This is a genomic window from Micromonospora sp. NPDC049044 (assembly GCF_040649215.1).
GTDB lineage: Bacteria > Actinomycetota > Actinomycetes > Mycobacteriales > Micromonosporaceae > Micromonospora.
Map to the genome: position 1 here is coordinate 124,587 of NZ_JBEZFA010000012.1, position 26,101 is coordinate 150,687.

General features: G+C 72.5%; 24 protein-coding genes. 8 read left to right on the forward strand and 16 right to left on the reverse strand.

Going from position 1 to position 26,101, the window contains the following annotated elements:
* The first annotated feature begins 17 nt into the window (after positions 1 to 17).
* Positions 18 to 3,296: a lamin tail domain-containing protein gene (locus tag AB0B85_RS12970; protein WP_357406655.1), complete on the forward strand. Its 3,279-nt coding sequence runs from the start codon at positions 18 to 20 to the stop codon at positions 3,294 to 3,296.
* 57 nt (positions 3,297 to 3,353) lie between these two features.
* Here the strand turns inward: AB0B85_RS12970 and AB0B85_RS12975 are convergent, their stop codons facing one another.
* The gene (locus AB0B85_RS12975) at positions 3,354 to 3,857 is read right to left on the reverse strand and encodes a helix-turn-helix transcriptional regulator (RefSeq protein ID WP_357406657.1); all 504 of its coding nucleotides are present in this window, start codon (positions 3,855 to 3,857) and stop codon (positions 3,354 to 3,356) included.
* 362 nt (positions 3,858 to 4,219) lie between these two features.
* Positions 4,220 to 4,567: a MerR family transcriptional regulator gene (locus AB0B85_RS12980; RefSeq protein ID WP_357406658.1), complete on the reverse strand. Its 348-nt coding sequence runs from the start codon at positions 4,565 to 4,567 to the stop codon at positions 4,220 to 4,222.
* A gap of 57 nt (positions 4,568 to 4,624) precedes the next feature.
* Between AB0B85_RS12980 and AB0B85_RS12985 the strand changes: the two genes are divergently transcribed.
* Entirely contained in the window at positions 4,625 to 5,200 is a 576-nt protein-coding gene (locus tag AB0B85_RS12985; protein ID WP_357406661.1) for an NAD(P)H-dependent oxidoreductase, read from the forward strand.
* A gap of 8 nt (positions 5,201 to 5,208) precedes the next feature.
* The gene (locus tag AB0B85_RS12990) at positions 5,209 to 6,735 is read left to right on the forward strand and encodes a DHA2 family efflux MFS transporter permease subunit (protein WP_357406663.1); all 1,527 of its coding nucleotides are present in this window, start codon (positions 5,209 to 5,211) and stop codon (positions 6,733 to 6,735) included.
* On the opposite strand, the gene hemB is transcribed toward AB0B85_RS12990, so the two are convergent.
* Genes hemB through AB0B85_RS13015 form a run of 5 tightly spaced genes read right to left on the reverse strand, consistent with a single transcriptional unit; the run spans position 6,686 to position 12,396 of the window.
* Entirely contained in the window at positions 6,686 to 7,669 is a 984-nt protein-coding gene (gene hemB, locus AB0B85_RS12995) for a porphobilinogen synthase (protein ID WP_357406665.1), read from the reverse strand. The two genes, AB0B85_RS12990 and hemB, sit on opposite strands and share 50 nt — an antisense overlap.
* A gap of 20 nt (positions 7,670 to 7,689) precedes the next feature.
* Positions 7,690 to 9,270, reverse strand: coding sequence for a uroporphyrinogen-III synthase (locus AB0B85_RS13000; protein ID WP_357253884.1), 1,581 nt, complete (start codon positions 9,268 to 9,270; stop codon positions 7,690 to 7,692).
* Positions 9,267 to 10,235 carry a hydroxymethylbilane synthase gene (gene hemC, locus AB0B85_RS13005; protein WP_357406667.1) on the reverse strand — a complete coding sequence of 323 codons (969 nt, stop codon included), beginning with the start codon at positions 10,233 to 10,235 and terminating at the stop codon, positions 9,267 to 9,269. The genes AB0B85_RS13000 and hemC overlap by 4 nt, the downstream gene beginning before the upstream one ends.
* The gene (locus AB0B85_RS13010; protein ID WP_357406669.1) at positions 10,232 to 11,629 is read right to left on the reverse strand and encodes a glutamyl-tRNA reductase; all 1,398 of its coding nucleotides are present in this window, start codon (positions 11,627 to 11,629) and stop codon (positions 10,232 to 10,234) included. The genes hemC and AB0B85_RS13010 overlap by 4 nt, the downstream gene beginning before the upstream one ends.
* Entirely contained in the window at positions 11,626 to 12,396 is a 771-nt protein-coding gene (locus AB0B85_RS13015) for a redox-sensing transcriptional repressor Rex (protein ID WP_357406671.1), read from the reverse strand. Before AB0B85_RS13015 ends, AB0B85_RS13010 begins: the two co-directional genes overlap by 4 nt.
* 369 nt (positions 12,397 to 12,765) lie before the next feature.
* On the opposite strand from AB0B85_RS13015, the gene AB0B85_RS13020 reads away from it, so the two are divergent.
* Both AB0B85_RS13020 and AB0B85_RS13025 read left to right on the forward strand, forming a co-directional pair.
* Complete coding sequence (locus AB0B85_RS13020; protein WP_357406673.1) at positions 12,766 to 14,070, forward strand: sensor domain-containing protein; 1,305 nt, start codon at positions 12,766 to 12,768, stop codon at positions 14,068 to 14,070.
* 53 nt (positions 14,071 to 14,123) lie between these two features.
* On the forward strand, positions 14,124 to 14,777 hold the full coding sequence (locus tag AB0B85_RS13025; protein WP_357406676.1) for a response regulator transcription factor: 654 nt from the start codon (positions 14,124 to 14,126) through the stop codon (positions 14,775 to 14,777).
* On the opposite strand, the gene AB0B85_RS13030 is transcribed toward AB0B85_RS13025, so the two are convergent.
* A complete protein-coding gene (locus AB0B85_RS13030; protein ID WP_357406678.1) occupies positions 14,758 to 15,420 on the reverse strand; it encodes an HAD hydrolase-like protein in 663 nt (220 codons plus the stop codon). The genes AB0B85_RS13025 and AB0B85_RS13030 overlap by 20 nt on opposite strands.
* 20 nt (positions 15,421 to 15,440) lie before the next feature.
* A complete protein-coding gene (locus tag AB0B85_RS13035; RefSeq protein WP_357406680.1) occupies positions 15,441 to 15,695 on the reverse strand; it encodes a glutaredoxin family protein in 255 nt (84 codons plus the stop codon).
* 713 nt (positions 15,696 to 16,408) lie between these two features.
* Between AB0B85_RS13035 and AB0B85_RS13040 the strand changes: the two genes are divergently transcribed.
* The 3 genes from AB0B85_RS13040 to AB0B85_RS13050 all read left to right on the forward strand — a co-directional run bounded on the left by AB0B85_RS13040 (position 16,409) and on the right by AB0B85_RS13050 (position 19,534).
* Positions 16,409 to 17,365, forward strand: coding sequence for an ECF subfamily RNA polymerase sigma factor, BldN family (locus tag AB0B85_RS13040; protein WP_357406682.1), 957 nt, complete (start codon positions 16,409 to 16,411; stop codon positions 17,363 to 17,365).
* Positions 17,366 to 17,644: 279 nt separating this feature from the next.
* Positions 17,645 to 18,532, forward strand: a complete 888-nt coding sequence (locus AB0B85_RS13045; protein WP_357406684.1) for a DUF5667 domain-containing protein — start codon at positions 17,645 to 17,647, stop codon at positions 18,530 to 18,532.
* 126 nt (positions 18,533 to 18,658) lie between these two features.
* Positions 18,659 to 19,534 (forward strand): HAD-IB family hydrolase, encoded by an 876-nt coding sequence (locus AB0B85_RS13050; RefSeq protein WP_357406686.1) that lies wholly within the window; start codon positions 18,659 to 18,661, stop codon positions 19,532 to 19,534.
* Positions 19,535 to 19,540: 6 nt separating this feature from the next.
* Here AB0B85_RS13050 and AB0B85_RS13055 read toward each other — a convergent pair whose 3' ends face one another.
* The 7 genes from AB0B85_RS13055 to AB0B85_RS13085 all read right to left on the reverse strand — a co-directional run bounded on the left by AB0B85_RS13055 (position 19,541) and on the right by AB0B85_RS13085 (position 26,085).
* Complete coding sequence (locus tag AB0B85_RS13055) at positions 19,541 to 20,401, reverse strand: lysophospholipid acyltransferase family protein (protein WP_357406771.1); 861 nt, start codon at positions 20,399 to 20,401, stop codon at positions 19,541 to 19,543.
* A gap of 229 nt (positions 20,402 to 20,630) precedes the next feature.
* Positions 20,631 to 21,707, reverse strand: coding sequence for an NAD-dependent epimerase/dehydratase family protein (locus tag AB0B85_RS13060; RefSeq protein ID WP_357406688.1), 1,077 nt, complete (start codon positions 21,705 to 21,707; stop codon positions 20,631 to 20,633).
* A gap of 173 nt (positions 21,708 to 21,880) precedes the next feature.
* Positions 21,881 to 21,982 (reverse strand): AURKAIP1/COX24 domain-containing protein, encoded by a 102-nt coding sequence (locus tag AB0B85_RS13065; protein WP_007465623.1) that lies wholly within the window; start codon positions 21,980 to 21,982, stop codon positions 21,881 to 21,883.
* 215 nt (positions 21,983 to 22,197) lie between these two features.
* Positions 22,198 to 22,407, reverse strand: a complete 210-nt coding sequence (locus AB0B85_RS13070) for a helix-turn-helix domain-containing protein (protein WP_110563213.1) — start codon at positions 22,405 to 22,407, stop codon at positions 22,198 to 22,200.
* Between the two features lie 212 nt (positions 22,408 to 22,619).
* On the reverse strand, positions 22,620 to 23,804 hold the full coding sequence (locus AB0B85_RS13075; protein ID WP_357406690.1) for an ABC transporter permease: 1,185 nt from the start codon (positions 23,802 to 23,804) through the stop codon (positions 22,620 to 22,622).
* Positions 23,801 to 24,697 (reverse strand): ABC transporter ATP-binding protein, encoded by an 897-nt coding sequence (locus AB0B85_RS13080; protein ID WP_357406692.1) that lies wholly within the window; start codon positions 24,695 to 24,697, stop codon positions 23,801 to 23,803. Before AB0B85_RS13080 ends, AB0B85_RS13075 begins: the two co-directional genes overlap by 4 nt.
* Positions 24,694 to 26,085 (reverse strand): efflux RND transporter periplasmic adaptor subunit, encoded by a 1,392-nt coding sequence (locus AB0B85_RS13085; protein ID WP_357406694.1) that lies wholly within the window; start codon positions 26,083 to 26,085, stop codon positions 24,694 to 24,696. Before AB0B85_RS13085 ends, AB0B85_RS13080 begins: the two co-directional genes overlap by 4 nt.
* Positions 26,086 to 26,101 lie beyond the last annotated feature (16 nt).

Below are 26,101 nucleotides of genomic sequence, written 5' to 3' on the forward strand. Positions count from 1 at the left end.
CCCATCGTGGAGGCCCCATGCGTCAGCGCCGCTCAATCGCCGCGCTCGCGACCGCCACCGCCGCCGTGACCATCACGGCGCTCGGCGTCGCACCCACCGCGGCCAGCGCCGCGCCCACCGACCTGTTCATCTCCGAGTACGTCGAGGGTTCGTCGAACAACAAGGCGATCGAGCTGTTCAACGGCACCGGCACCCCGGTCGACCTCACCGCCGGCGGTTACCGCCTCCAGCTCTACTTCAACGGTTCGACCACGGCCACCACCATCGCGTTGACCGGGACCGTGTCCGCCGGTGACGTGTTCGTGTTCGCCAGCGCCTCGGCCGGGGCCGCCATCCTCGCCCAGGCCGACCAGACCACCGGGGCCAGCCTGTTCAACGGTGACGACGCGGTAGTGCTGCTCCGGGGCAGCACGGTCCTCGACTCGATCGGGCAGGTCGGCGTCGACCCGGGCACCGAGTGGGGCGCGGGCGTCACCAGCACCGCTGACAACACCCTGCGCCGGCTGCCGGCCGTGACCAGCGGCGACACCGATCCGACTGACGCGTTCGACACCGCCGCACAGTGGGCCGGTTTCCCGGTCGACACCCTCGACGGCCTCGGCGCGCACACCGTGGACGGCGGCGGCCCGGTCGACGTCCCGGCGACGCTCACCTGCGGCGGCCCGCTCGTCACGAGCGCCGGCACGGCGGCGAGCCGGGAGGTCACCGGCACCGACCCCGACGACACGATTGTCGACCTGGCGGTGACCTCGGTCAGCCCGACCCCGTCCGCCGGCTCGGTCACCCGCACCGCGTTCACCCCGGCCGAGGGCGTCGGAGGCACCGCCCGTGCCACCATCGGCGCGAGCGCCGACCTCGCCGCCGGGGCGTACACCGTCATCCTCACCACCACCGACGCGGACGCCGGCACGGCCACCTGCGCACTCACCGTGCAGGTGACCCGGGAGCTGACCGTCGGCGAGGTGCAGGGTCCGACCACCGACACCGAGTCCGGCCCCGCCGACCGGTCGCCGCTCGCACCAGCGAGCGGCAACGGCACCAGCAGCACGCTGTACGACGTGCGGGGCGTCATCACCCAGTTGACGCTGGCCCGCACGTCGGCCGGCGCGGATCAGCACGGCTTCTTCCTGCAAAGTCGGACCGGCGACACCGACGACGACCCGACAAGTTCCGACGGGATCTTCGTGTTCATGGGCGGGTTCACCTCGCTGGTCGGCGGCTACGTCCCGACCGTCGGCGACGAGGTGGTGCTCCGCGCCCGGGTGTCCGAGTACTACAACTTCACCCAACTCTCCGGCGCGTCGCTGGTCCGCCGGATCGCCACCGGTCTGAACGTGGACTCGACGGTCGCGGTGACCGACGCGGTGCCGCCGGCCGAGCTGACCGCCGCGCTGCGCTTCTGGGAGCGGCACGAGGGTGCCCGGATGCGGGTACGCGCGGGCAGCGGCGCGGTGAGCGGACGGGACGTCTTCTCCTCCACCGCCGACGCCGAGCTGTGGGTGGTCGACCGGGACGACCCGCTGCTGGACCGCGCCGACCCGTACGCCCGGCGGGTCTTCCGGGACTCGCACCCGCTCGACAACGACCCGACCCGCCGCTTCGATGACGGCAACGGTCACCGGACGCTGCTCGGCAGCATGGGCGTGAAGGCCACCGCCGGGGACAGCGCCGCGCTGCTGCCGCCCGCGCACACCTTCGACACGCTCGGCGCGGACGCGGTAGGCGGGGTCTACTACTCGTTTGAGAAGTACGGCGTCCAGGTCGAGCGGGCCGAGTTCGCCGCCGGGGCCGATCCGTCGAAGAACAACCCGCCGAAGCCCGCCGACCGGTCGCAGGAGGTGGCCGTCGCCACCTACAACGTGGAGAACCTGTACGACTACCGCGACGACCCGTTCGACGGCTGTGACTTCACAGGTAACGCCGGCTGCCCGGGTGTGGACCCGCCGTTCGACTACGTACCGAGCAGCGAGGCGGAGTACCAGCAACAGCTCGGCGCACTCGCCGACCAGATCGTCAAGGATCTGCACGCGCCCGATTTGATCCTGGTGCAGGAGGCCGAGGACCAGGACATCTGCACGGTCTCCGGTGCTGCGTTGGCCTGCGGCGACACCAACAACGCAGACGGCGCTCCGGACAGCATCCAGGAGTTGGCGCTCAGGGTGGCGGCGACCGGCGGGCCGGCGTACGCCGCCGCCTATGACCGGACCGGCGCGGACGCCCGCGGGATCACCGCAGCGTTCCTGTACCGCACCGACCGGTTGTCGTTGGAGGCCGCGACGGCGAGCGACCCGCTGCTGGGCGCGACGCCGACCGTGCAGTACCGCGCCGCAGGTCTGCCAGGCAACGCCGACGTGCAGAACCCCAAGGCCCTCAACGCGGTGCTGCCGGCCGACGTGGACACGTCTACCGGCAAGGACGGGAACAACGTCTTCACCCGGGCACCCCAGCTGGGCAAGTTCAGCGTGGCCGCGGCACCCGGTTCGACCGAGCGGTTCACCCTGTACGCGCTGAGCAACCACTACTCCTCCGGTCCGGACGGTCGGATCGGGCAGCGGCGGGAGCAGGCACGCTACGGCGCGGCGATCGTCACCGCGATCGAGGCGGCCGACCAGGACGCCCGGGTGGTCTACGGCGGGGACCTGAACGTCTTCCCCCGCCCGGACGATCCCATCGCCACCGGCGCGCAACCCACGCCATCGGACCAGCTCGCGCCGCTCTACGAGGCGGGTCTGCACAACCTGTGGGACAACCTGGTCGCGGAGGTGCCCGCGTCGGCGTACTCGTACAGCTTCGAGGGGCAGGCCCAGACACTCGATCACCTGTTCGTCAACGACGCGTTCTACGGCGATCTGGTGCAGGTGCGGGCGGCGCACATCAACGCCGACTGGCCGGCCGAGTTCACCGGTGACGGGTCGCGGGGTTCCAGCGACCACGACCCGCAGGTGGCCCGGTTCCGGTCCCGGGCATCGTTGACAGTCGCCGACACGTCGGTGGTCGAGGGCGATCAGGGCACCCGTCAGCTCACCTTCACCGCGACCGTGTCCCGGCCGCTGTCGCAGCCGGTGCTGCTCTGCGCCGCGACCGTCGGTCTCACGGCGCAGGCCGGCTCGGACTTCGAGCCGTACGCCGGCTGTCGGGTGCTGGCCGCCGGCCAGACGTCGGTCGCCTTCCCGGTGACCGTGCGCGGTGACCGGAAGCGGGAATCGGACGAGAAACTGACGTTGCTGGTGGCCGGCGTGCCCGGCCTGCGGCTTGCCGACCCGCTCGCGGTCGGCACCATCACCAACGACGACTGAACGACGGCGCTGACGGCCCACCGTCCGGTTTCCCCGGAGGGTGGGCCGTTCGCGATGTCAGTAGTATTCGTCGATGATCGGGGGCGGCGGCAGGTGCCGATGCTGCGCGACCCGCACCTCCCACTGGCTGCGTCGGCGCCGCGCCTCGCGGTCCGCCGAGCTGCGGTGGTAAGTCTCCGGTGGCCGTGCCAGACCGTAGATGTCCCCCCACCACTCCCCCGGCTCAGGATCGAGGATGGTATCGAGGTGGGCGGGGTAGCGGCGTCCGGCGCCGTCGTGAACGTCGTCGCGGTCGGCCATCGGTCGAATCACCCGGCCCTCCTGGTCCACCACCACCAGATAGAGCCCGGCCGCACCGAGTAGGCGCTCCAGCACCGCCAGACTCGGTGTCAGACTGCCGGCCTCGACCTTGCCCACTGTCGACGGTGAGACCTTGGCGAAGCGGGCCATCTGGCGTTGACCCAACCCCTTCATCCGGCGGGCCCGCCGAACCAGGCCGGTGATGGGAAACCGCCCGACGGTCGGGCCGGATGGCGGAGGAGGAACGAGTGCGGAAGCCATCCGACAACCATTCTCGGTCGAGACCCGCCTCTCAACCCCTGTGGATAACCCTGTGGAAAACTGGCCGGCTCAGGGGCTCGCCGCACCCCCGACGCATCCTTTGCTCTGCTTCAACGGAGGCGACAGCGTGAGGCTCTTAGCGTTGCCTCCGCTGAAGCAGAGCAAAGGACGTCAGGGTGGCCCTCGGGCCTCGGGCCTTGGGCCTTGGGCGGGCCTTGGGCGGGCCTTGGGCCTGGGCCTGGGCCTGGGTCAGTGAGCTGCTTGCCGCCGTCATCCGGATGGCCGTGGTCGACCAGCCGGGGCACCTGCCCTGATCGTCGGGGCGCGCGGGCGACGATCAGCGGACTGCGGACCGGGCGGGGTCAGAGGTCGCAGAGCCGGCGACCGGAGCCGATGTCGTCAAGTGCCGCGTGCAGGTCGCGGATGCGCCGCTCGGCCTCGGCGGTCAGCCGATCGTGCAGGCCCTGCCAGTCGGCCAGTTGAGGGTCGGGTGGCAGGGCCGCGAGCAGGTCGCGGATCTCGTTGACGGTCAGGCCGACGCGCTGGGCCACCCGGGCCACCCTGATCCGGCAGGCCGCGTCGGCGTCGAACCGCCGCTGGTTGCCGCCGGTGCGGGCCGCCGCGATCAGGCCCTGCCGCTCGTAGAACCGCACGGCGGAGCCGCTCACCCCGCTCTCCCGGGCCACCTCGCCGACCGTCAACGTGCCCATCGCCACTTCCCCGCAGCCATTGACTTCACCATTTGTTCAAGTCCTAGCGTGCGAGGCATGACTACGCAAGAGGACACCGTTCCGCCGACAGTCGCCGTGCTCGTCGGGAGCGTCCGGCAGCCTCGGGTGGGCCGCTCGATCGCCGACTGGTTCGTCGCCCACGCCAGCCGCCGCGCGGACCTCGACCTGGACCTCGTCGACCTCGCCGAGGTGCCGCTGCCGTTCGCCGACACCCCTCCCGGGGGCAACTCGGCAAGCCCGATCAGCGCCCGGTTGGCCGCCGCCGACGCGTTCGTGGTGGTGACACCCGAATACAACCACAGCTTCCCGGCCGCCCTGAAGAACGCCATCGACTGGCACTACCGGGAGTGGGCCCGCAAGCCGGTGGCCTTCGTGTCGTACGGCGCCGGCTCCGGCGGCATCCGCGCTGTCGAGCAGCTCCGGCTGGTCTTCGCCGAGGTGCAGGCCGCCACGACCCGCTCCGGGGTGGTGCTCCGGTCACCGTGGGAGCGACTCGACGCCGCCGGCCGGCTCGTCGACGACGAGCCGCTGCGGCAGGCCGCCGACGCCACGCTCAGCGAGCTGGCCTGGTGGGCCGAGGCGCTGCGCACCGCCCGCCGGATTCGGGCCTGAGCCGCGACATGGACGCGTCCGCACGACGGCTCGGCTGGTACCTGACCCTTGGTGGGCTGCTCGCGGTGATCGACACCACGGTCACCGTGGTGGCCCTGCCCAGGCTGATCGACGACCTCGACACCAACCTCACCACGATCGGCTGGGTCACCAGCGGCTATGCGCTGGCCCTGGTCGCGGTGATGCCCACCGCCGCCTGGGCGATCGGCCGCTTCGGCGCCCGCCGCACCTACCTGACCGCGCTGCTGCTGTTCACCGCCGGCTCGGTGCTGGCCGGGGCCGCCTGGAGCGTCGGGTCGCTCATCGCGTTCCGGGTGCTCCAAGGGCTGGGTGGCGGACTGCTCAACCCGGTCGGGATGGCCGTCGCGCTCGCCGCGGTGCCACCGGGACGGCGCGGACGGATGATGAGCCTGCTCGGCCTTCCGGTGCTGGTCGGGCCCCTGATCGGGCCGGTGCTGGGTGGGCTGCTGCTCGATCACGCGTCCTGGCGGTGGATCTTCTGGATCAACCTCCCGGTGGGGCTGTTGGCGCTGCTGCTCGGCCGGTCGGTGCTGCCGGTCGCCGACCCGCGACGACCACCGGTCCGGCTGGACGTCGTCGGGCTGCTGCTGCTCTGCCCCGGCCTGGCACTTGCGGTGTACGGGCTCAGCGTCACCGGCGAGCGGGGCGAGGTCGTCACCGTGTCCGTGCTGCTGCCGCTCGTGCTCGGCGTCCTACTGGTGGTCACCTTCGCCTGGCGGTCCGGCCGGGTGCGGCAACCACTGCTGCGCCTGGCCGTGCTGCGCGCGCCGGGGATGACTCCCGGCGCGGCGACAGTGGCGTTCTTCGCCGCCGGGTACTTCGGCTCGTTCCTGATCATTCCGGCCTACGTGCAGGTGGTACGCGGTGACTCGGCCACCCTGGCCGGGGTGATCGGCATTCCGCAGGCGCTGACCACCGGGTTGATGCTCCAGGTCGCGACCCGGCTCGTCGATCGCGTCTCGGCGCGGCGGGTGGTCGGGTTGGGCATCGCCACCGCGGTGGCCGGCACTGTGGCCCGGGTGCTGGTGCTCGACGCCGACACGTCGTACCCGCTGCTGGCCACGCTTGGTGCGGTCATCGGCCTGGGCATGGGCGCGACGCTGATGCCGACGATGACAGCGGCCAGCCGGTCACTTCCGCCCGACGACCTGCCGTCCGGCTCCACGATGCTGACCACCGTGTCGCACACCTCGGTCGCGGCCGGCACGGCGCTGATCGCCGCCACCCTTACCTGGCTGGCGGACCGGCTCGCCCCGAGCCTGGGCGGCGGGGGCATCACTGCCGCCAACCGGCTCGACCCGGCCAGCCGGCTCGGCTTCGCGCCGGAACTGGCGCAGGCCACCCGACTCGCGCTTGCGGTGTCGGCCGTGCTGTTGGCGCTCGCCTGGCTGACCAGCCGGAGGCTCCCGGCCGCCGTCGCGTCTGCCGACGAGGCGGCCACCCCGGCGGAACCGGCGGAATCGGTCAGTAACGCTGGCGGAGCAGACCGGCGGCTTCGACCGCCCAGTAGGTGAGGATGATCTGCGCGCCGGCCCGCTTGATCGAGGTGAGCGTCTCCAGCATCACGCGTTCCCGGTCGATCCAGCCGTTCGCGGCGGCGGCCTCTACCATCGCGTACTCGCCGGAGACCTGGTAGGCGGCGACCGGGACGTCCACCGCGGCCCGCACCGCCGACACCACGTCGAGGTAGGGCAGCGCCGGCTTGACCATCACCAGGTCGGCGCCCTCGGCGACGTCGAGCGCCACCTCGCGCAGCGACTCGCGCAGGTTGGCCGGATCCTGCTGGTAGGTGCGTCGGTCGCCCTCAAGCGCCGACTCCACCGCCTCCCGGAACGGGCCGTAGAAGGCGGAGGCGTACTTCACGGCGTACGCCAGCACCGAGACGTCCTGGTGTCCGGCGGCGTCGAGCGCCTTGCGTACCACACCGACCTGGCCGTCCATCATCCCGGACGGCCCGACCATGCCGACCCCGGCGGCGGCCTGGGCCACCGCCATCTCGGCGTACGCGGCGAGGGTGGCGTCGTTGTCGACCTCACCGTCGGGGGTGAGGACCCCGCAGTGCCCGTGCGAGGTGAACTCGTCAAGGCACAGGTCACTCATCACGACAGTGCTGTCGCCCACCTCGGAGACCACGTCACGGATGGCGACGTTGAGAATGCCGTTCGGGTCGATGCCGCCGGAGCCGGTCGGGTCCCGCCGTTCCGGCACCCCGAAGAGCATGATCCCGCCGACGCCGGCCTGGACGGCCTCGGCCGCCGCCTTGCGCAGCGAGTCCCGGGAGTGCTGGAGCACTCCCGGGAGCGACCCGATGGCGCGGGGCTCGGTGAGCCCCTCCTTGACGAACATCGGCACGACCAGCTCGGCCGGGTCGACCCGGGTCTCGGACACCAGCCGGCGGATCGCCGGGGTGCGGCGCAGCCGGCGGGGCCGGGTCTCGGGGTACGACATGGCAGGCCCTCCTCGAACGACTACCGGAAGCGCAGGGCGGTCGGGCCCTGCACCTTCGAGCCACGGCGCTGCTTGGCCGGCATGGCGGCCAGCTTCTCGCGCAGCTCGACGGCGTAGGCGGCGAGCGCCTCCACCAGGTCGGGCACCGAGGCGTGCGGCGGCTGGACGTCGACCCGCAGGCCGAACTCCGTAGCGGTCTCCGCCGTCTTGGGCCCGATGACGGCAACAACGGTCCGGGCGTGCGGCTTCCCGGCGATGCCGACCAGGTTGCGCACGGTGGAGGACGAGGTGAAGAGCACCGCGTCGAACCCGCCCGACTTGATCGCGTCGCGGATCTCGGCGGGCGGCGGCGCGGCCCGCACCGTCCGGTACGCGGTCACGTCGTCGACCTCCCAGCCCCGCTCGGTGAGCCCGGCGGCGAGCGTCTCGGTGGCGATGTCGGCGCGCGGCAGCAGCACCCGGCCCACCGGGTCGAGGATCTCGTCGTGCGGCGAGAACTCGGCGAGCAGCCCCTCGGAGGACTGCTCCCCGGCGGGGATCAGCTCCGGCTGGATGCCGAACGCGCGGACCGCGTCCGCGGTCGCCTCACCGATGCAGGCGATCTTGACGCCGCCGAAGTGCCGGGCGTCCAGGCCGTGCTCGGCGAACTTCTCCCAGACCGCGCGGACCGCGTTCACCGACGTGAAGATCACCCAGGCGTACCGGCCGTCGACAAGGCCCTTGACCGCCCGCTCCATCTGCGCCGGGGTACGCGGCGGCTCGACCGCGATGGTCGGCACCTCACAGGGGATCGCACCGTACGCGCGCAGCCGGGCGCTCATCGCGCCGGCCTGCTCCTTGGTCCGGGGTACGAGCACCTTCCAGCCGTACAGCGGGCGGTTCTCCCACCAGCTCAGCTTGTCGCGCTGACCCACCCCGACACCGACGGTGAGCACCACCCGGCCGGTGAAGCCGAGCGCGGCGGCCACGAAGCTGTCCACCGTCGACGTGGTCGTGTACTGGGTCTCGCCGGTGCCGTCGCCGGTCACCCCGACGCCTGTGGTGCCGTCGACCCCGGCGGAGAGCAGCCCGTCCCGGACGGCGGCGAGGTCACCGGCGTCCACCGCCAGCGCGAGCGAACCCCGGCCGACGGCCGCGGCCAGTGCCTCGAAGTCGAGTGCGCTGACGTCCTCGACGTCGGCGGCGGTACGCACACCCGGCAGCGGAACACCCGCGTAGGTGGCCACACCCTCGGCCTGACCGACGCCGGGCACCACCTCGAAGTGGGCGGCGGTGCGGGCCACCGCCTGCACCTCCTTGACCACCGAGTCGTGGCCGAACGGGTCGCCGGCGACCAGGTGCACCGCGTTCAACCCGGAACGGGCCGCGGAGATCAGCACCTTCGCCACGTCCCCCGGCGCACCTTCGGCGGGGGTGAACTCGGCGTCGTCCCTGGCTTCGGCGCGTACGACGGCGAGCAACGACTCCGGGACTCCCCGGTCGTAGATCACCTGGTCGGCGTCGACCAGGGCGTCGTGCGCCCGACGGGTCAGCAGACCTGGGTCACCGGGGCCGGCCCCGACGAACGCGATACGGCCGACAGGCTTACGGGTGCGGGTCATTCTGTGCTCCCAAATTGCTGGGTCCCCGGGCCGGTGTGTCCTTCGTGGCCGAGGATCGAGTCGGCGCCGAGGTCGAGGAGTTCGGCGGCGAGTGCCTTACCGATCTCCGCCGCGTCGGCGGGCGTTCCGGTGCGGGACAGCCGGAGGTCACGAGTGCCGTCCGGGCTGATCACCGCCCCGCGCAGGTAGATCTCATCGCCGTCGTCACCTTCGGCGAGTTCGGCGTAGGCGGCGACGGGTGCACTGCACCCGGCCTCCAGGGTCGCCAGCAACGCGCGTTCCGCGGTGACCGCGGCGCGCGACGGTGCGTGGTCGAGCAGCGCGAGCAGCTCGACCAGGTCCTGGTCGTCGACCCGGCACTCCACTGCCAGGGCGCCCTGGGCGGGCGCGGGCAGCATGAGCATCGGGTCGAGCGTCTCGGTGATCGCGTCGGTGCGACCGATCCGGGCCAGCCCGGCCCGGGCCAGCACCACCGCGTCGAGGTCGGCTTCGGGGCCGAGCACCCGCGCCAGGCGGGTGTCGATGTTGCCGCGGATCGGGGTGACCTCCAGTTGCAGCCCCAGGGCGTGCAACTGGGCGATGCGGCGCAGCGCGCCGGTGCCCACAGTGGCGCCGGGCGGCAGCTCGGCGAGCGTCCGCCCGCCCTGGGCGATCAGCGCGTCACGCGGGTCCTGCCGCGCCGGCACCGCCGCGATGTGCAGCCCGGCCGTGCCGGCAGTGGGCAGATCCTTGTAGGAGTGCACCGCGAAGTCGATCGTCCGGGCGGTCAGCGCGTCGCGCAGCGCGGAGACGAACACCCCGACGCCGAGCCGGTGTACCGGCGCGTTGGAACGGTCGCCGGCGGTGACCACCTCGACCAGCTCGACCGGGCGGCCGGTGGCGGCGGTGAGCGCCTCGGCGATCTGACCGGACTGGGCCATCGCCAGGGCGCTGCCCCGGGTACCGAGGCGCAGGGGGGCGGTCATCGCGCACCTCCGGTGGGTGGGGTGGGCTCGGTGGCGTCGGCTGCGGGCACCGGGTCGATGCCGGGCAGTGCCATGCCGAGGTCGGGGGTCAGCACGTCCGGGACGGTGTCCACCGGGGAGGTCTGCGGCACCTCGAGGTCGAACAGCTCACGCAGCAGGGCCGCGTACTGGTCGCCGCCGGGCTCCGCGGCCAACTGGCGGACCTTGACGGTGGGCTGGTGCAGCAGCCGTTGCACGACCCGGTGCACCGTACGGGCAACCTCGGCGCGCAGGTCGTCGCCGAGGTCGGGGCGACGCTGAGCGAGCCGGCGCAGCTCGGCGGTGACCACGTCGTCGGCCCGGCCGCGCAGCGCGGCCACGGTCGGTGCGACGTCGGCGCCGCGCAGCCAGGTGAGGAAGCTCTCCACCTCGCCGAGCACGATCCGTTCGACGGCGGCGGCGTCCGCGGCGGCCGGACCGTCGGCGAGCAACGCCGCCATCCGGTCGATGTCGATCACCTCGACGCCGGGCAGTTCGGCGACCCCGTCCCCGACGTCGCGCGGGACGGCCAGGTCGAGCAGGACCAGCGGGCCCCGGAGCGGGTCCCGTTCGGCGAGCGCCGCGCTGACCACCGCCCGGGTGAGGACCGGTTCGGTGGACGCGGTGGCGGCCACTACGATGTCCACTGTGGAGAGGGTGTCGGTCAGCTGGGCCATCGGCGCGGCGGACGCCCCGTACGACTCGGCGAGCCGGACGGCCCGGTCGGCGCCCCGGTTGCTGACGGTGAGCGGGCCGGCGCCCAGCCGGGACAGCGTGGCCACCCCGAGCGAGCCCATCGCGCCGGCGCCGACCACCAGGGCCGGGTGGCCGGCGAGATCGCCGTCGAGGTGCCCGGCGGCCAACTCCAACGCGGCGGTGACGACGCTCTGGCCGGCGCGGTCGATGCCGGTCTCGGCGTGGGCCCGCTTGCCGACCCGCAGCGCCTGCTGCATCAGCTCGTGCAGCAGGCGGCCGGCCGAGTCGGCGCCGGTGGCCCAGTGGTACGCGTCACGCAACTGGCCGAGGATCTGCGCCTCGCCGACCACCATCGAGTCCAGACCGGTGGCGACCCGGAACACGTGCTCCACGGCAGCGGTGTCGTAGTGCACGTACAGGTGGCTGGCGAGCGCCGTCGGCGAGCTGCCGGCCTGCTCGGCCAGGATGGCGCAGACGTCGCCGAGCCCGCCGTGGAAACCGGACACGGCGGCGTAGACCTCCACCCGGTTGCAGGTGGAGACGATCACCGCCTCGGCCACGTAGGGCTGGGCGATCAGGCGATCAAGGGTGCGGGTGAGGTCGGCGGGAGGCACGGCCAGTTGTTCAAGCGTGGCGACCGGGGCGGTCCGGTAGGACGCGCCGACGACGAGCAGTTTCACGTGCCGATCGCCTCCTGGGTGTCGGTGGCCGCGAACCCGCCCGGCAGGGCCGTGAGAGCGGACCCGCCGGTGGCGGGCAGCGCGGTCAGCGATGCCTTGCGGTGCTCGTGGAAGGACAGAATCTGCAGCTCGATGGCGAGATCGACCTTGCGCACGTCGACCCCCTCCGGAACCGAGAGTACGCACGGCGCGAAGTTGAGGATGCTCGTCACGCCCACGGCGACCAGCTGGTCGGCGACCTGCTGGGCGGCGGCGGCCGGAGTGGCGATCACGCCGATCGCGAGGGATTCCTCCGCGGCGACCGTCGCCAGCTCGTCGACATGCCTGACCACCAGCCCGTTGATCTCTTCGCCGACCCGGGAGGGATCGGCGTCGAGCAGTGCGGCGATCCGGAAGCCCCGGCCGGCGAAGCCGTCGTACCCGGCCAGAGCGTGACCGAGATTACCCACGCCGACCAGGGCGACCGCCCGCCGTTGGGTGAGCCCGAGCACATTCTCGATCTGCTCGATCAGCAGCGCGACGTCGTAGCCGACGCCACGGGTGCCGTACGAGCCGAGGTGGGAGAGGTCCTTGCGAAGCTTCGCGGAGTTGACGCCGGCGGCCGCGGAGAGGCCCTCGCTGGAGACCGTCTCGTGCCCGGTGTCGGCGAGGTTGTGCAGCGCGCGCAGGTATTCCGGGAGCCGAGCGACGGTGGCCTCGGGCAGATCCGGGAGCGCTGGTACGGCACCGGCGCGGCCGGGCGCGCCTGGGTGACGGTGCTGACTCATGAGACTCCGTGCGGTGCGATCCTCGGCCAACTCCGCTGGTCGGCCGCTTGTGGACTCCCGCTGGCGACCGAGGATGCCGGCTGTGCTAGCAGGGCGCGTCGGAGTCACAGCGTAGGCGCTTGTGAAGACGTGCACAAATCGCGATCTTGTCGCTGCGCGCCGCGACGCCACCAGCTCCTCCATTCCGCAAGATCGATTTAGCGACTTTCGCCCGCGCCGCCCGGCCGATTATTGCGCAATCCCGACTTCTCTGACCAATCCCGCGCCGGGCCGGATCGGGGCGGCTCCGCAGGTGGTAGGGGCAGCACTACGGGGGAGAGGCAGGGCTTCGGGATGGGGACCGGAACCCGGCATGCCTAGCCTTTTCGCATGACCGCCGTTGCCGCCACCACCGACCAGCCGACACTGGCACCGAGCATTCCCCGCCAACTCTTCGTCGACTCCGGCTACGTACTGCTCGGCCTGCCCCTGGCGGTGGCCAGCTTCGTCGTCCTCATCGTCGGCCTCTCGGTGAGCATCGGCCTGGTCGTCACAGTGATCGGCCTACCGATCCTCAGCGGCACCCTGTACGCCGCCCGCGGCCTGGCCGACATCGAGCGGCTACGGATGGCCGCGGTGCTCCGGCAGCCCCGGATCCGGCCCAACTACCGACTGCCCGAGGCGGGCGCGAACGCCTGGCGCCGGATCTTCGTGCCGATCCGGGACGCCCAGTCGTGGCTCGACCTGGCCCACGGCATCCTGCGCCTGATCGCGGCGATCGGCACCTTCGTGGTGACCCTGGCCTGGTGGGCCGCCGCGATAGCCGGCTCGCTCTACTGGGCCTACGACTGGGCGCTCCCCCGCTCGTCCGGGGATGGCGACCAGGACCTGGCACAACTGCTCGGCCTGGGCGACTCCACCACCGCCCGGATCGGCCTGAACACCGCGCTCGGGGTGTTCTTCCTGATCACCTTGCCGATCGTGGTCCGGGGCTGCGCGCTGTTGCAGGCCAGCTTCGCCAAGACCATGTTGACCGGGGTGGCCGAGATGCGCGACCGGATCACAGTGCTCGAGGAGCAGAAGCGGGCCGCCGTGTCCGCCGAGGCGTCCGCGCTGCGCAGGCTGGAACGCGACATCCACGACGGCCCGCAGCAGCGCCTGGTCCGCCTGGCCATGGACCTCAGCCGGGCCCGGATGCAGCTCGCCTCCGACCCGGAGGCGGCCGGTCGGACCATCGACGAGGCGGTCACCCAGACCCGGGACACGCTGGCCGAACTGCGGGCGCTGTCCCGGGGCATCGCCCCGCCGATCCTGGTCGACAGGGGTCTGCCCAGCGCCCTGGCCGCCATCGCCGCCCGCGGGCTGATCCCGATCGAGCTCCAGGTCGATCCACAGCTCGGCACCCCGGCCGGTCGACTCGACCCGGCTGTGGAGAACACGGCGTACTTCGTGGTGGCCGAGGCGCTGACCAACGTCGCCAAGCACGCGCGGGCCACCGAGGCCACGGTGTCCGTCGCCCGGCACGGCGCCCACCTCCAGGTGGGGGTCGGCGACGACGGGCAGGGCGGCGCCCACCTCGCCAAGGGTCACGGTCTGGCCGGGATCGCCGACCGGGTCCGGGCCGCCGGCGGTGAGCTGGTGGTGGTCAGCCCGCCCGGCGGCCCCACCGAGATCCGGGCCGAGCTTCCGCTGTGACCAGCCCCGCGCCACACCCGCACGGCGGGCCGGACGTGGTAGACAACACAGCCATGCGCATCGTGATCGCGGACGACGCCGTCCTGCTCCGGGAGGGGCTGGTCCGGTTGCTCACCGAGAGTGGGCACCAGGTGGTGGCCGCCGTCGGGGACGGCGACGCACTTGTCGAGGCGGTGGTGGCGCACCAGCCGGACGTGTCGATCGTCGACGTCCGGATGCCGCCGTCCCACACCGATGAGGGACTCCGGGCGGCGGTGGAGGCACGCCGCCTGGTGCCGCGTACCCCGATCCTGGTGCTCTCCCAGTACGTCGAGGTCTCGTACGCCGATGATCTGCTCGCCACCACTGGTGGCTCCGGCGGCGGGATCGGCTACCTGCTCAAGGACCGGGTGGCCGCGATCGACGAGTTCCTGGACGCGCTACGCCGGGTGGCGGCCGGCGGCACGGTGCTCGACCCGGAGGTGGTCGGCCAGCTCTTCGCCCGACGTCGCCGCGACGACCCGCTGCGCGAGCTGACCCCCCGCGAGCGTGAGGTGCTCGCGCTGATGGCCGAGGGGCGTTCGAACACCGCCATCGCCCGCGCCCTGGTGGTCAGCGACGGGGCGGTGGAGAAGCACGTACGCAACATCTTCACCAAGCTCACCCTGCCGCCGGACACCGAGCAGCACCGTCGGGTGCTGGCCGTCCTCACCTACCTGCGGAACTGACCTGTCGGGCAAGTGTCACAGCGTCGGTGAGGGTGTCGGCCACCGGGTGACCGGAGGCGCGCAGCCGGGCCGGGTCGGTGAACCCGCCGGTGTAGAGCACGGCGCGGCCACCCACAGCTGTCGCCGCGTCCGCGTCGTCGATGGAGTCACCGATCAGCACCACCGAGGTGCCGTCCACGCCCAGCTCGGCCAGGTGCAGTTTGAGCGACTCGGCCTTGCGGTCGCCGCCGACAGTGGCCCGCAGCCCGTCGACCCGGGTGAAGTGGCCGGTCAACCCGTACGTGTGCACTGTCGGCACCAACTCCTCGTGGAACCACATGGAGAGCAGACTCTGACTGCCCGGCCAGGCGGCCATCGCGGTGCGCGCGTCGGCGGCCAGCTCGCAGGTGGTCAGGCCGGTGCGGTACGCGTCGTGGAAGATCCGGTCCAGGCGGCCGAACTCGTCGTCGTCGACGGCCTGACCGAGCACGTCGGCGTAGTACTCGGCGATCGGGCGGCGGAACCGCACCCGGTGCTCATCGGGGGTGACGGTCGGCCCGCCGAGGCTGGCGAACACCACGTTGGTGGCCGACACCACGAGGCTGAGGTCGTTGAGCAGGGTGCCGTTCCAGTCCCAGACGAGGTGCGGGTGCGCAGGGGTCATCAGTGCACCCTAGGCACTTCTCAGAGCTGTGGTGTGGTCAGGTCCCGCAGCAGCCGGTCCTCCTCGACACGCCAGTAGCCGTGCTCCTTGCCGTCGAGCAGCACCACCGGCAGTCGGTCGCCGTACTCCCGTTCCAGCCCCTCGTCGTCGGTGACGTCCCACTCGACCCACTTGTCGCCGGTGACCGCCACCACCCGGTCGAGTGCCGCCTTGGCGTCGTCGCACAGGTGGCAGCCGGGTCGGGTGATCAGGGCGAGCCGGGCGTCACTTGCCATCGGTTACCTCCGTAGGGGTTTCGGCGTTCGCCGGCAGCTCGGTAGGCAGGTGTCGCGCCGAGGCCGCCAGCACGTACGCCCGCACAGTCTGGCCGCTTCGCGGGTGCGGCACACCCGGTACCGCGGACTCGGCCGGCGCGGTGATCAAGTTTGCCACAGCGGCCGGCGACCGACGGCGTGAGCGGTACTCGGGCGGGCCGCCCGAACCGTCCCGCGCACGGGACACTCCGGTGTGCCATCGGCGGTCCGATCAAGTCCCGCCGATGGGATGGGTGGCGCCGTTCGCAGGCGTGCCGGTGCGCCCGTGCGGCCACCGGCGGCGACCGGGTCAACCGACCGGGTGACCCACCCCGACCAGGGAATCCATCCAGGAACACCGGGTCGACGGAAAGTCAATCGCACACGACGGACAACCGGTCCGGCACGGGTGCGACGGAGCGGGAAATACTTCCGCCTTGTGTAACGGACTTGCCACGCGCGGGTGACGTTGGCCCTATCATCACTCGGGTCGGCTCACCCCATTTGCCGTGAGTCGACACCCCTCAGCCCGAGGAGGCCCCCGTGCCTGTTAGCGCATTGGACCAGCACCTCCAGGGGATTTGCCGTCCTTCGGCAAGCCCCGCGACCGTCCTGCCCGGCCGGCTCCCCGGTCGGTCCGCCCCGACCACGCACAGACCGGCCCATTCGGCGACCGACGGGACGGGGGCAACACGGTGACCACCTTCGGTTACGCGGAACGCCCAGTCGGCCTGACCGGCCAGCCAGCGCGCGCACACGTCAACGAGAGACCGGCGGCTCGGACCCCGCTCGACGAACCGCACGGCGGCACCGTGCGGGGCGACGGCGCGGCCCCACGCACCCGCAGCCGGCCACACCACAACGAGCCGCCGCCGCGGCCCGTGGTGCCCGGCGGGAACGCGCGGCCGACCGGCGGCCGGGTCGCCGTTCCGGCCCGACCGACAATGCCGTCGCAGGGCCGACGGGTCAGCGACACACCGACGGTGACCACCGATCCGGCGGCGGGCGAGACGGCGGTGATCCCGGCGGTGCCGGCCACCACCCCCACGACCCCTACCGGTTTTCCGAGCCGCCCGGACCCGTCCGACCCGGCCACCGAGGTCTGGACGCTCATCGAACGCGCCCAGGCCGGCGAGTCCGAGGCGTTCGGTCTGATCTATGACCGGTACGTGGACACCGTGTTCCGGTTCATCTACTTCAGGGTCGGCAACCGCCAACTCGCCGAGGATCTCACCTCGGACACCTTCCTGCGGGCGCTCAAGCGGATCGGCAGCTTCACCTGGCAGGGCCGCGATCTCGGCGCCTGGCTGGTGACCATCGCCCGCAACCTGGTCGCGGACCACTTCAAGTCCGGCCGGTACCGGCTGGAGGTCACCACTGGTGACGTGCTCGACGCCGATCGGGAGGACCGGGGCCCCGAGGGCAGCCCGGAGGCGGCGGTGGTGGAACACATCACGAACGTCGCGCTGCTCACCGCCGTGAAGCAGCTCAACCCGGAGCAGCAGGAGTGCATCGTGCTCCGTTTCCTCCAGGGCTTCTCCGTCGCCGAGACGGCCCGGGCGATGGGCAAGAACGAGGGTGCCATCAAAGCCCTTCAGTACCGGGCCGTGCGCGCCCTGGCCCGGCTGCTCCCGGACGGCTTCCAGCCGTAGTTTCTCCCGGCGGGACCGATGGACGTCGATCGACGTCCGGGCAGCTCGCTGTCGGTCCCGCCCGGTGATGACGATCACTTTCTGTAATTTCCGCTCCGCCCGGCCCGTAACCCGTGCCCGGTCCGCCGCGTTTCTTCGGGTGCGACCGGTGGTTGTCCCGGCAGGCCGGGTCACCGAGGTCCGACCGGCGAGCCGGCGGCACCTCACCTCCGTGGTGTCACACTGCCGCCCGGTCCCCGGCAACGACGGCGGCCGACCGGCCGTGACCAGCGAGAGGAGGTGCCTGCGGTGGACGACATCCTCTTCTCCCGCCGGCGCGCCGAGCGCTTCGCGCAGCTTCTCGACGAGGCCAACGGCGCTCGGCGACACCACGTACGAGCCCGGGTGGACGGTCAACTCGCGCCCCTCGTCGCGGTGGGCCAACGGATCAGCACCGACCCCCCGACCGTCGAGGTGGACCAGGACTTCCGGACCGGTCTGCGGGCGATGCTGCTCGCCACCGCCGAACGGGACGGACTGGGCAGCACACCGGCGGCCAGCGAACCGGACACCACGCGTCCGGCCACGACCACCCGGGGGCGGCTGCTGCCGGCGGCCACCGCCCGGCGGGCCCGAGCCCGGGGCGCGATCCTGGTCGGCGTCGCCGCCGGCGCCATCGCGGTCTCCGGAATCTCCGCCGCAAGCGAGAACGCAGTGCCCGGCGACGCGCTGTACGGGATGAAGCGCTCGACCGAACGGGCGCAACTCGCCCTGGCCAGCTCCGACATCAGCCGCGGTCAACTCTTCCTGGACTTCGCCCGGACCCGGCTCGGCGAGGCCGCCGAGCTCCGCGGCGACCGGATCGGCTACAGCGCGGTCCTCGACGACATGGACGCCGACACCCGGCAGGGTGTTCGCCTGCTGACCACCGCCGCGGCACAGCGGGCCGATCCGGGCAGCCTGGACACGCTCAACACGTTCGTCACCGGCCAACGCCGGGCGGTGAGCGGCCTGCTCGACGGGACCACCCGCATCGACCGGGAACGGACCCAGCGGTCACTGCGCCTCCTGGACAGCATCCGGGAGCGCTCGGACACGCTGCGGGCGGCAATCGCCTGCGGCCTGCCGGCCCCGACCGCCAGCGACACCCTCGGCCCGGATCCGAGCGCCTGCCCCGAGGCTCGCTGACGCCCACCCCCTATACCGCACGTCCGACCGACCTCGCCACAGTTCGTGCTGTGCCAGGCCGGTCGACAGTGCGCGGCGGCTACCCTCGCCTGAGGCATCCGTCGTACCGGTGAGGAAGGGAGTCGCGTGGCGCGCAGCCGGAAGGTGACGGTAAGCACCGACGCCGCGGGGCACACCGCGGGCTGGGCGGAGACCGACCTGACCCCGGCCGTCGCCCCCGTACCGGACCCGACAGCCGCGGCCTTCTTCGACGTGGACAACACGATGATGCAGGGCGCGTCGATCTACTGGTTCGCCCGTGGGCTCGCCTCCCGCAACTACTTCACCACCGCCGACCTGGCCCGCTTCGCCTGGCAGCAGCTGCGGTTCCGACTGTTGGCCCGGGAGCACGCCGGTGACATGTCCCTGGCCAAGGAGGCCGCACTGGCCTTCGTCCAGGGCTGGCGGGTCGACGACGTGGAGCACCTCGCGGAGGAGATCTTCGACGAGATGATGGCACCCCGGATCTGGGCCGGCACCCACCAACTCGCGCAACGGCACCTGGCGGCCGGCCAACGGGTCTGGCTGGTCAGCGCCGCCCCGGTCGAGATCGGCCGGGTGATCGCCGCCCGGCTCGGCCTGACCGGTGCCATCGGCACGGTGGCCGAGGTGGTGGACGGGGCGTACACCGGGCGGTTGGTGGGCGACCTGATGCACGGGCCGGCGAAGGCCGAGGCGGTCACCCAGCTCGCCGCGGTGGAAGGGCTCGACCTGGTCCGCTGCGCGGCGTACAGCGATTCGGCGAACGATCTGCCGCTGCTCTCCGCGGTGGGCCGGGCGGTGGCGGTCAACCCCGACGCCGCCCTGCTGCGGCAGGCCCGCCAGCACGGCTGGGAGGTGCGGGACTTCCGCACGGGCCGGCGGGCCGTCAAGATCGCCGTACCGTCCACCGCGGCGGCCGGGCTGGTGGTCGGCGCGGTCACCGCCGGGCTGGCGTTGCAGCGCCGCCGCCGCGCCGGCTGAGCCAGGTCAGGGACCGAACGGGTCGGGCCGTCGCTCCAGCAGGGCGTGCAGGGTCTGCTGGATCGTCTCCCGCACCTGGTCGGCGAGGTTGAAGACCACAAGCGGGTCGTCCGCCGCGTCGGTCAGGTGGGCGGTCGGGATCGGCGGACAGAACTCGATGAGCCACTTGCTGGGCAGCGGCACCATGCCCAACGGCCCGAGCCACGGGAAGGTCGGCGTGACCGGGAAGTAGGGCAACTTGAGCAGCCGTGCCAGGGGCTTGATGTCGGCGAGCATCGGGTAGATCTCCTCGCCACCGACGATGGCTACCGGCACGATCGGGGTGCCGGTGCGCAGCGCCGCCGAGACGAACCCGCCCCGCCCGAACCGTTGCAGCTTGTACCGGTCCGCGTAGAGCTTGCCGATCCCCTTGAAGCCCTCGGGGAACACACCGACCAGGTCACCCCCGCCGAGCAGCCGCTCCGCGTCCGGGTTGCAGGCCACCGTGCCGCCGGTCTTGCGGGCGAGCTCCGAGACCACCGGCATCCGGAAGACCAGGTCGGCGCCGAGCAGCCGAAGGTAGCGGTGGGCGGGATGCTTGTCGTGCAGCGCCGCCGAGAGGATCAACGCGTCAAGCGCCACCGTCCCCGAGTGGTTGCCGACCACCAGGGCCGGTCCGTCGACGGGCACGTGCTCGACGCCGCTGACCTCGGTGCGGAACCAGTCCCGGTAGAGCAGCCGCAGCAGCGGGTGGAAGACCGCGTCGGTCAACTCGGAGTCGAAGCCGAACTCGTCGACCTCGTAGTCGCCGGCGAGCCGGCGGCGCAGGAAGGCCAGCCCGTTCGCGACCTTGCGGTCCCAGTGGTCCCCCGGCCGGTCCGGCACCACCGGTTCGGTGCCGCCCGTGGGCGGGGCGTCGACGAGGTCACCGGCGGGCCGGTAGCTGGCCGCGGTGTCGGGCCCGTCGGTAGGTGTCGACGCGACCTGGTCGGCCGGTCGATGCCCGTTACGCCGCGCCGGGTCCGCGTCCGCAGCGGTCGGCTGGGGTACGTCGAAACGCCCGACCCCCCGCGGCTCGCGCCCCTCCCCCGGCCCGGTCACGATGCCCCCGGCCCGCTCACGACGAGCGCTCCCGCACCGCGGAGCGGACCTGCCGGATGCCGTCCAGGACCAGTTGCTCGGCGGCGGCCAACTGCTCGCGGGTGACCACCACCCCGCCGTGGTGGGCGCGAATGAAATCCTCGAACGCCTCGGCGGTGGAGCGGGGGGTGAAGTCGTACTCCTGCTCAAGTCGGCTGGTGTCGACGACCCGGCCGTGCACGAAGAGGTCGACCTGGTCCAGGCCGTAACGACCGAAGCCCATGTTGCGGGCCAGCGCGGCGGCACCGGAGAGACCCGGTTCCAGCACCGGGACGGCGACCCGACCGGCCCGCCGGATCGCCTGCGACAGCGAGAGCACCCCCGGACCTGCGACGTTGTACGTGCCGGGGTGGTCCTCCACGATCGACCGGTGCAGCACCTCCAACGCGTCGTCGAAGTGCAGGAACTGCAACCGGGGGTCACGGCCGAAGACGGTCGGCACGAACGGCTGCGCGAAGTAGCGGGTCAACGTGGTGTCGGCGGTCGAGCCGATGAACGGGGCGAAACGCAGCACCGTCGCGGTGACGTCGGACCGGCGGCGGCGGAAGCCGCGGACGTACCCCTCGAGGTCGAGAATGTCGCGGCCGAACCCGCCGCGCGGCACCTCACGGGGCTCGGTCTCCTCGGTGAAGACCGCCGGGTCCCGGAACGACACCCCGTACGCGGCGGTCGAGGAACGGACCACGAGCTTGCGCAGCCGGGGTGCCCGTTGGCAGGCGGCGAGCAGCTGCATGGTGCCGATGACGTTCTGGTCCTTCATCGCCGACCGACCACCGTGCTGCGGGTCGGGGGAGCTGACCAGGGCCAGGTGCACGACGGCGTCGACGTCCAGGTCGGCGAGGAGGCCCCCGAGTGAGCCGGGGTCGACGCGGAGTCGTTCGACCCGGTCCAGCAGGTCGGTGAACTCGGTGCCGGAGTCCGGTGCGTCGACACCGATGACCCGCTCGATGCGCGGGTCGGCGGCCAGCCGGGCCGCCACGTGGGCACCGAGGTAGCGGCCGACCCCGGTGACGAGGACGACCCCCGGAGCACCTGTGGTGCCACCGGGGGTCATCTGACGCACCTACCCCGGCAGGAAGGACCGAGCCGGGACGACCACGGCCTGATCACCTGAGCCTCCGGGGGTCGACAGTTTGGCAAGTGCCGCCGGACGCCGGGCGGTCGGACGGGCCGGGCGCGCTTCGGCGCAGCATGCGCCGCCGGCCTGTCCGTCGAGCCCGGCGGCGATCACTTGCCGAGACGGCGACGCTGGACGCGGGTCTTACGCAGCAGCTTGCGGTGCTTCTTCTTAGCCATGCGCTTACGGCGCTTCTTGACCACCGAGCCCATACGACAGCCTTTCGATACAACGTGCGGGGCGGACCGGATGACACCACCCAGGTGGCGACGGCGACCGCGTGCGGACAACGGACCGGACCAGTCTGGGCGGCGGGGCGCACCGGTGGGGTCTCGGTCGGGCTCCAGGGTAGCCGGAGGGCCTCAGCCGGACCAACGCGCCCCCGTCGATGCCGGTTGGCCGGCACCAGCAGGGGCGCAGCGGTGGCTCAGGCGGTCTCTTGGAAAGCGCCCCGGAGATATTCGTGCACCGCATGCTCCGGCACCCGGAACGACCTGCCGACCCGGACGGCGGTGAGCTCACCGCTGTGCACCAGGCGATAGACAGTCATCTTCGAGACCCGCATGACCGTCGCCACCTCCGCGACGGTCAGGAACCTGACCTCCGACAGCCGCCCGTCGGACTGTGACCCGGCCATGGCTCACCAACCCATCCCATGCCCGGCGCGGGCCAACCCGACGGATGCTCCGGGCCGGGCGGCGACGCGCGTGTTACCAGTACGGTAGCGGGGCGGCTGTGACCGGCGCGATCCCTTCGTACAACTGATCATGCTTCTTCTCGCCGTTCACCCGATCCACGCTCCCGGAATCGCCCCGCCCGCGCCCGACGTCCCGGTTGTTCCCGCCCTGGTCATTCGGCACGTAGCGCGACCACCGGGTCGAGTCGGCCGGCGCGCTGCGCCGGAACGACCCCGAAGACGATGCCCACCACCGCGGACACGCCGAAGGCGAGCGCCAACGACCACCAGGTGATCGCGGCCGGGATCGGTGACAGCCCGTCGACGAGCAGGGCGGTGCCCACGCCCAGCGCCATCCCGGTCACCCCACCGATAGTGGTGAGCAGCACCGCCTCCAGCAGGAACTGCACACCGATGTCGCGGGGCCGGGCCCCGACGGCCTTGCGCAGCCCGATCTCCCGGGTCCGCTCCCGAACGCTCACCAGCATGATGTTGGAGACCCCGACACCGCCGACGAGCAGGGAGATGCCGGCGATGGCCGCCAGTACGCCGGTGAGAACGCCGAGGATGTCGCCGAGCACACCGAGGATCTGCTGCTGGGTGACCGCGCTGAACTCGGTGTCCGGGTGCCGACGGTTCAGCTCGGCGACGATGCGTTCGCCCAGCTCGTCGATCCGTTCCCGGTCCGGGGCCTTCACCGCGATGCCGTCCACCCGCTGGGTGCCCCAGAGCCGCTGCGCGGCGGTGACCGGCACGTGCACCTCGTCGTCCCGGTCGACGCCGAGACTCTGCCCGAGTGGTGCGAAGACGCCGATCACCCGGAACCGCACCCCGGCCAGCGTCACCTGCTGGCCGAGCGGGTCCCGGTCGGGGAAGAGCGTGCGGGCCACCGAGTCGCCGAGCACCGCCACCCGCCGGCTGGTGTCCACGTCGGTGCCGGTCAGATAGCGGCCCCGGGCCAGCGACCTGGTGAACACCGTCGGGGTGGTCTCCAGCACGCCCTGCACTGTGGTGAAGTCGGAACGGGCACCGGCCCGCGCGGTCGCCCCGGAGGCGACGGTTACCGCCACCCGATCGGGGTCACCGACCACCCGGCTGACGGCGTCGACGTCCTTCAGGGTCAGCGGCGAGACCACCGGCGCGTTGCCCACCTCGATCCGGCCGGGGACAACCAGCAGCAGGTTGGAGCCGAGGCCCTCGACCTGCTGTTCGACCTTCTGTTTGGTGCCGGTGCCGATGGCCACCAGCAGGACCACCGAGGCGACCCCGATGATCACCCCGAGCATGGTCAGCGCGCTGCGCAGCCGGTTGGCCCGTAGGGCGTCGAGCGCCACCCGCCACGCCTCGGCGACCCTCACGCCGCGCCCTCCGGCGGGTCGAGCGCGGGCCGGCCCGGGTCGGCCTCCCGCGGAAGGCGCCCGGTGGCTCCGGCGGCGCCACCGGAGCCACCGGGCGGGTGCCCCGGGCCGCTTCCGGACGCGGACCGGGGCTCCGCGCTGGGAGCGGGGACCAGTGTCGCAGGTCGGCCGGGATCGACGGACGGCGGTCGATCATGAAGGTCGGCGCTGTCCGCCACGACCACCCCGTCGCGCATCGTGATCCGCCGCCGGGCTCGGGCGGCCACCTCCTGATCGTGGGTGACCATCACCAACGCCACGCCGGACTCCACGTTCAACTGTTCCAACAGCTCCAGCACCGCCGCGCCGGTGACGCTGTCCAGGTTGCCGGTGGGCTCGTCGGCCAGCAGCACCGTCGGCTCGGTGACCAGCGCGCGGGCGATCGCGACCCGTTGCTGCTCACCGCCGGACATCTGGTTGGGCCGGTGGTCCAGTCGGTGCCCGAGGCCGACCCGGCCGAGCATCGCCGCCGCCCGCTCCCGGCGCTGCCGTGCCGACACACCCCGGTAGACAAGCGGCAGGGCCACGTTCTCCACCGCCGAGGTACGCGGCAGCAGGTGGAACGCCTGGAAGACGAAACCGATCGTCTCGTTGCGCAGGGCCGCCATCTCCGGCGGCGCGAGGGCGTTGACGTCCCGCCCACCGATCACCAGGCGGCCACCGGTCGGCCGGTCCAGCCCACCGAGGAGATGCATGAGGGTGGACTTGCCCGAGCCGGACGGACCGACCAGGGCCACATAGTCACCCGGTCGCACGACGAGCGACACCCCACGCAACGCCTCGACGGACACCCCGTCCAGTTGGTACGTCCGGGACACCTGCACCGCCTCTATCGCCGGCGGGGCGTCGGTCACCGCACCTCCTGGCCGTCGCGCACCTGGTCGGTGCCGCGCACCACGATCCGGTCGCCGGGCTGCACGCCGTTGAGGATCTGCACCAGATCCGACCCCTGTACGCCCACCGTGACCGCCGCCCGACCAGCCCGGCCGTCGCGGACCACCCAGACCGCGTCCCGGCCGTCGGCGGAGAACACCGCGGAGGCCGGTACGGTCACCGCGTCGGCGGCCTCCCGGACCCGCAGGTGCACTATCGCGTTCATGCCCGGGCGGGGCGTCGGGGCCGGCTCGTCCTCGGCCAGCTTTCCGGCACCGAGCGCGAGACGCACCCGGTAGGTCACCCCGCCCTGAGCGGAGTTGGTGGGCAGCACGTCCACCGAGCGGACCGTCGCCTCGTAGCTGGCCCCGCTGACGGCGTCCAACTCGACGGTGGCGGTCACCCCGGCCTTGACCAGCAGCACGTCTGTCTCGTCCACCTCGGCGAGCAACCCCAACTGCCCGGTGTCCACAACGGTCAGCACCGGTGTGCCGGCGGTGACCTGGCCGCCGACCGCGACAGCGTCGTCCACCCCGGCGGGCGGCCCGCCCTGGCCGGACGTGAACGCGGACGGGTCGACGCTGGCCGCCTGGGGGCCACCGGCCTGCGCCAACAGCCCAGCGAGGCCACCGGTCGAACCACCGCCGGCCCGGGTGCCGCCCGGCTGCACGATGCCGGCGATCGGGGCGCGCAGGGTGAGCGCGTCGACGCTCGCCTTCGCCAGGTCGTACGCCTGCTGGGCCTGGAGCCGTTGCGCCGCGGAGAGCGCGCCGACGGCCGAGCTCAGCCCGTTGATCCCGCGCTGCACCTCGCGAACGGCCTGGTCGGCGCTGCGCGCGGCGGCGGCGTACTGCCGTTGCGCGGAGGTCACCTGGGTCGACAGGGCGTCCCGCAACTGCGGGTCGGCGATCTTGTCGGCGGCGTGCCGGGCCGCGTCGAACGCCTCGTCGGCGGCCTTGTCGGTGCCCCGTCGGCTGCTTGTCAGGTTGCCCGTGGAGACACCCCGACCGGCGCGCTTCGCCGCGTCCAACGCCTCCTTCGCCTGACGCAGCCGCTGCCGGGCCGCCGGCGAGTCGACAACGGCGAGGACCTGACCGGCCCTGACCTGCTGTCCGGGCTGGACCCGCAGGCTCACCACTGTGCCGTCGGCAGGCGCGGTGAGGGTCGCGGCGGCGCGGGCGGTGACGGTCGCCGGGGCATCGATGACCTCGCTCACCGGGTTACGGGCCGCCGACGCGAGCGCGAGGTCGGGGCTGTCGTCACCGCACGACGCGGCGGTGGTGGCGGTGAGGACGGCGACGGCGGTCAGGGCGATGAGCAGGCGGGGCCGGACGGTGCTGCCCGGCCGAGCTGACTGGGGGCGGCGCACCCATCGATGGTACGGC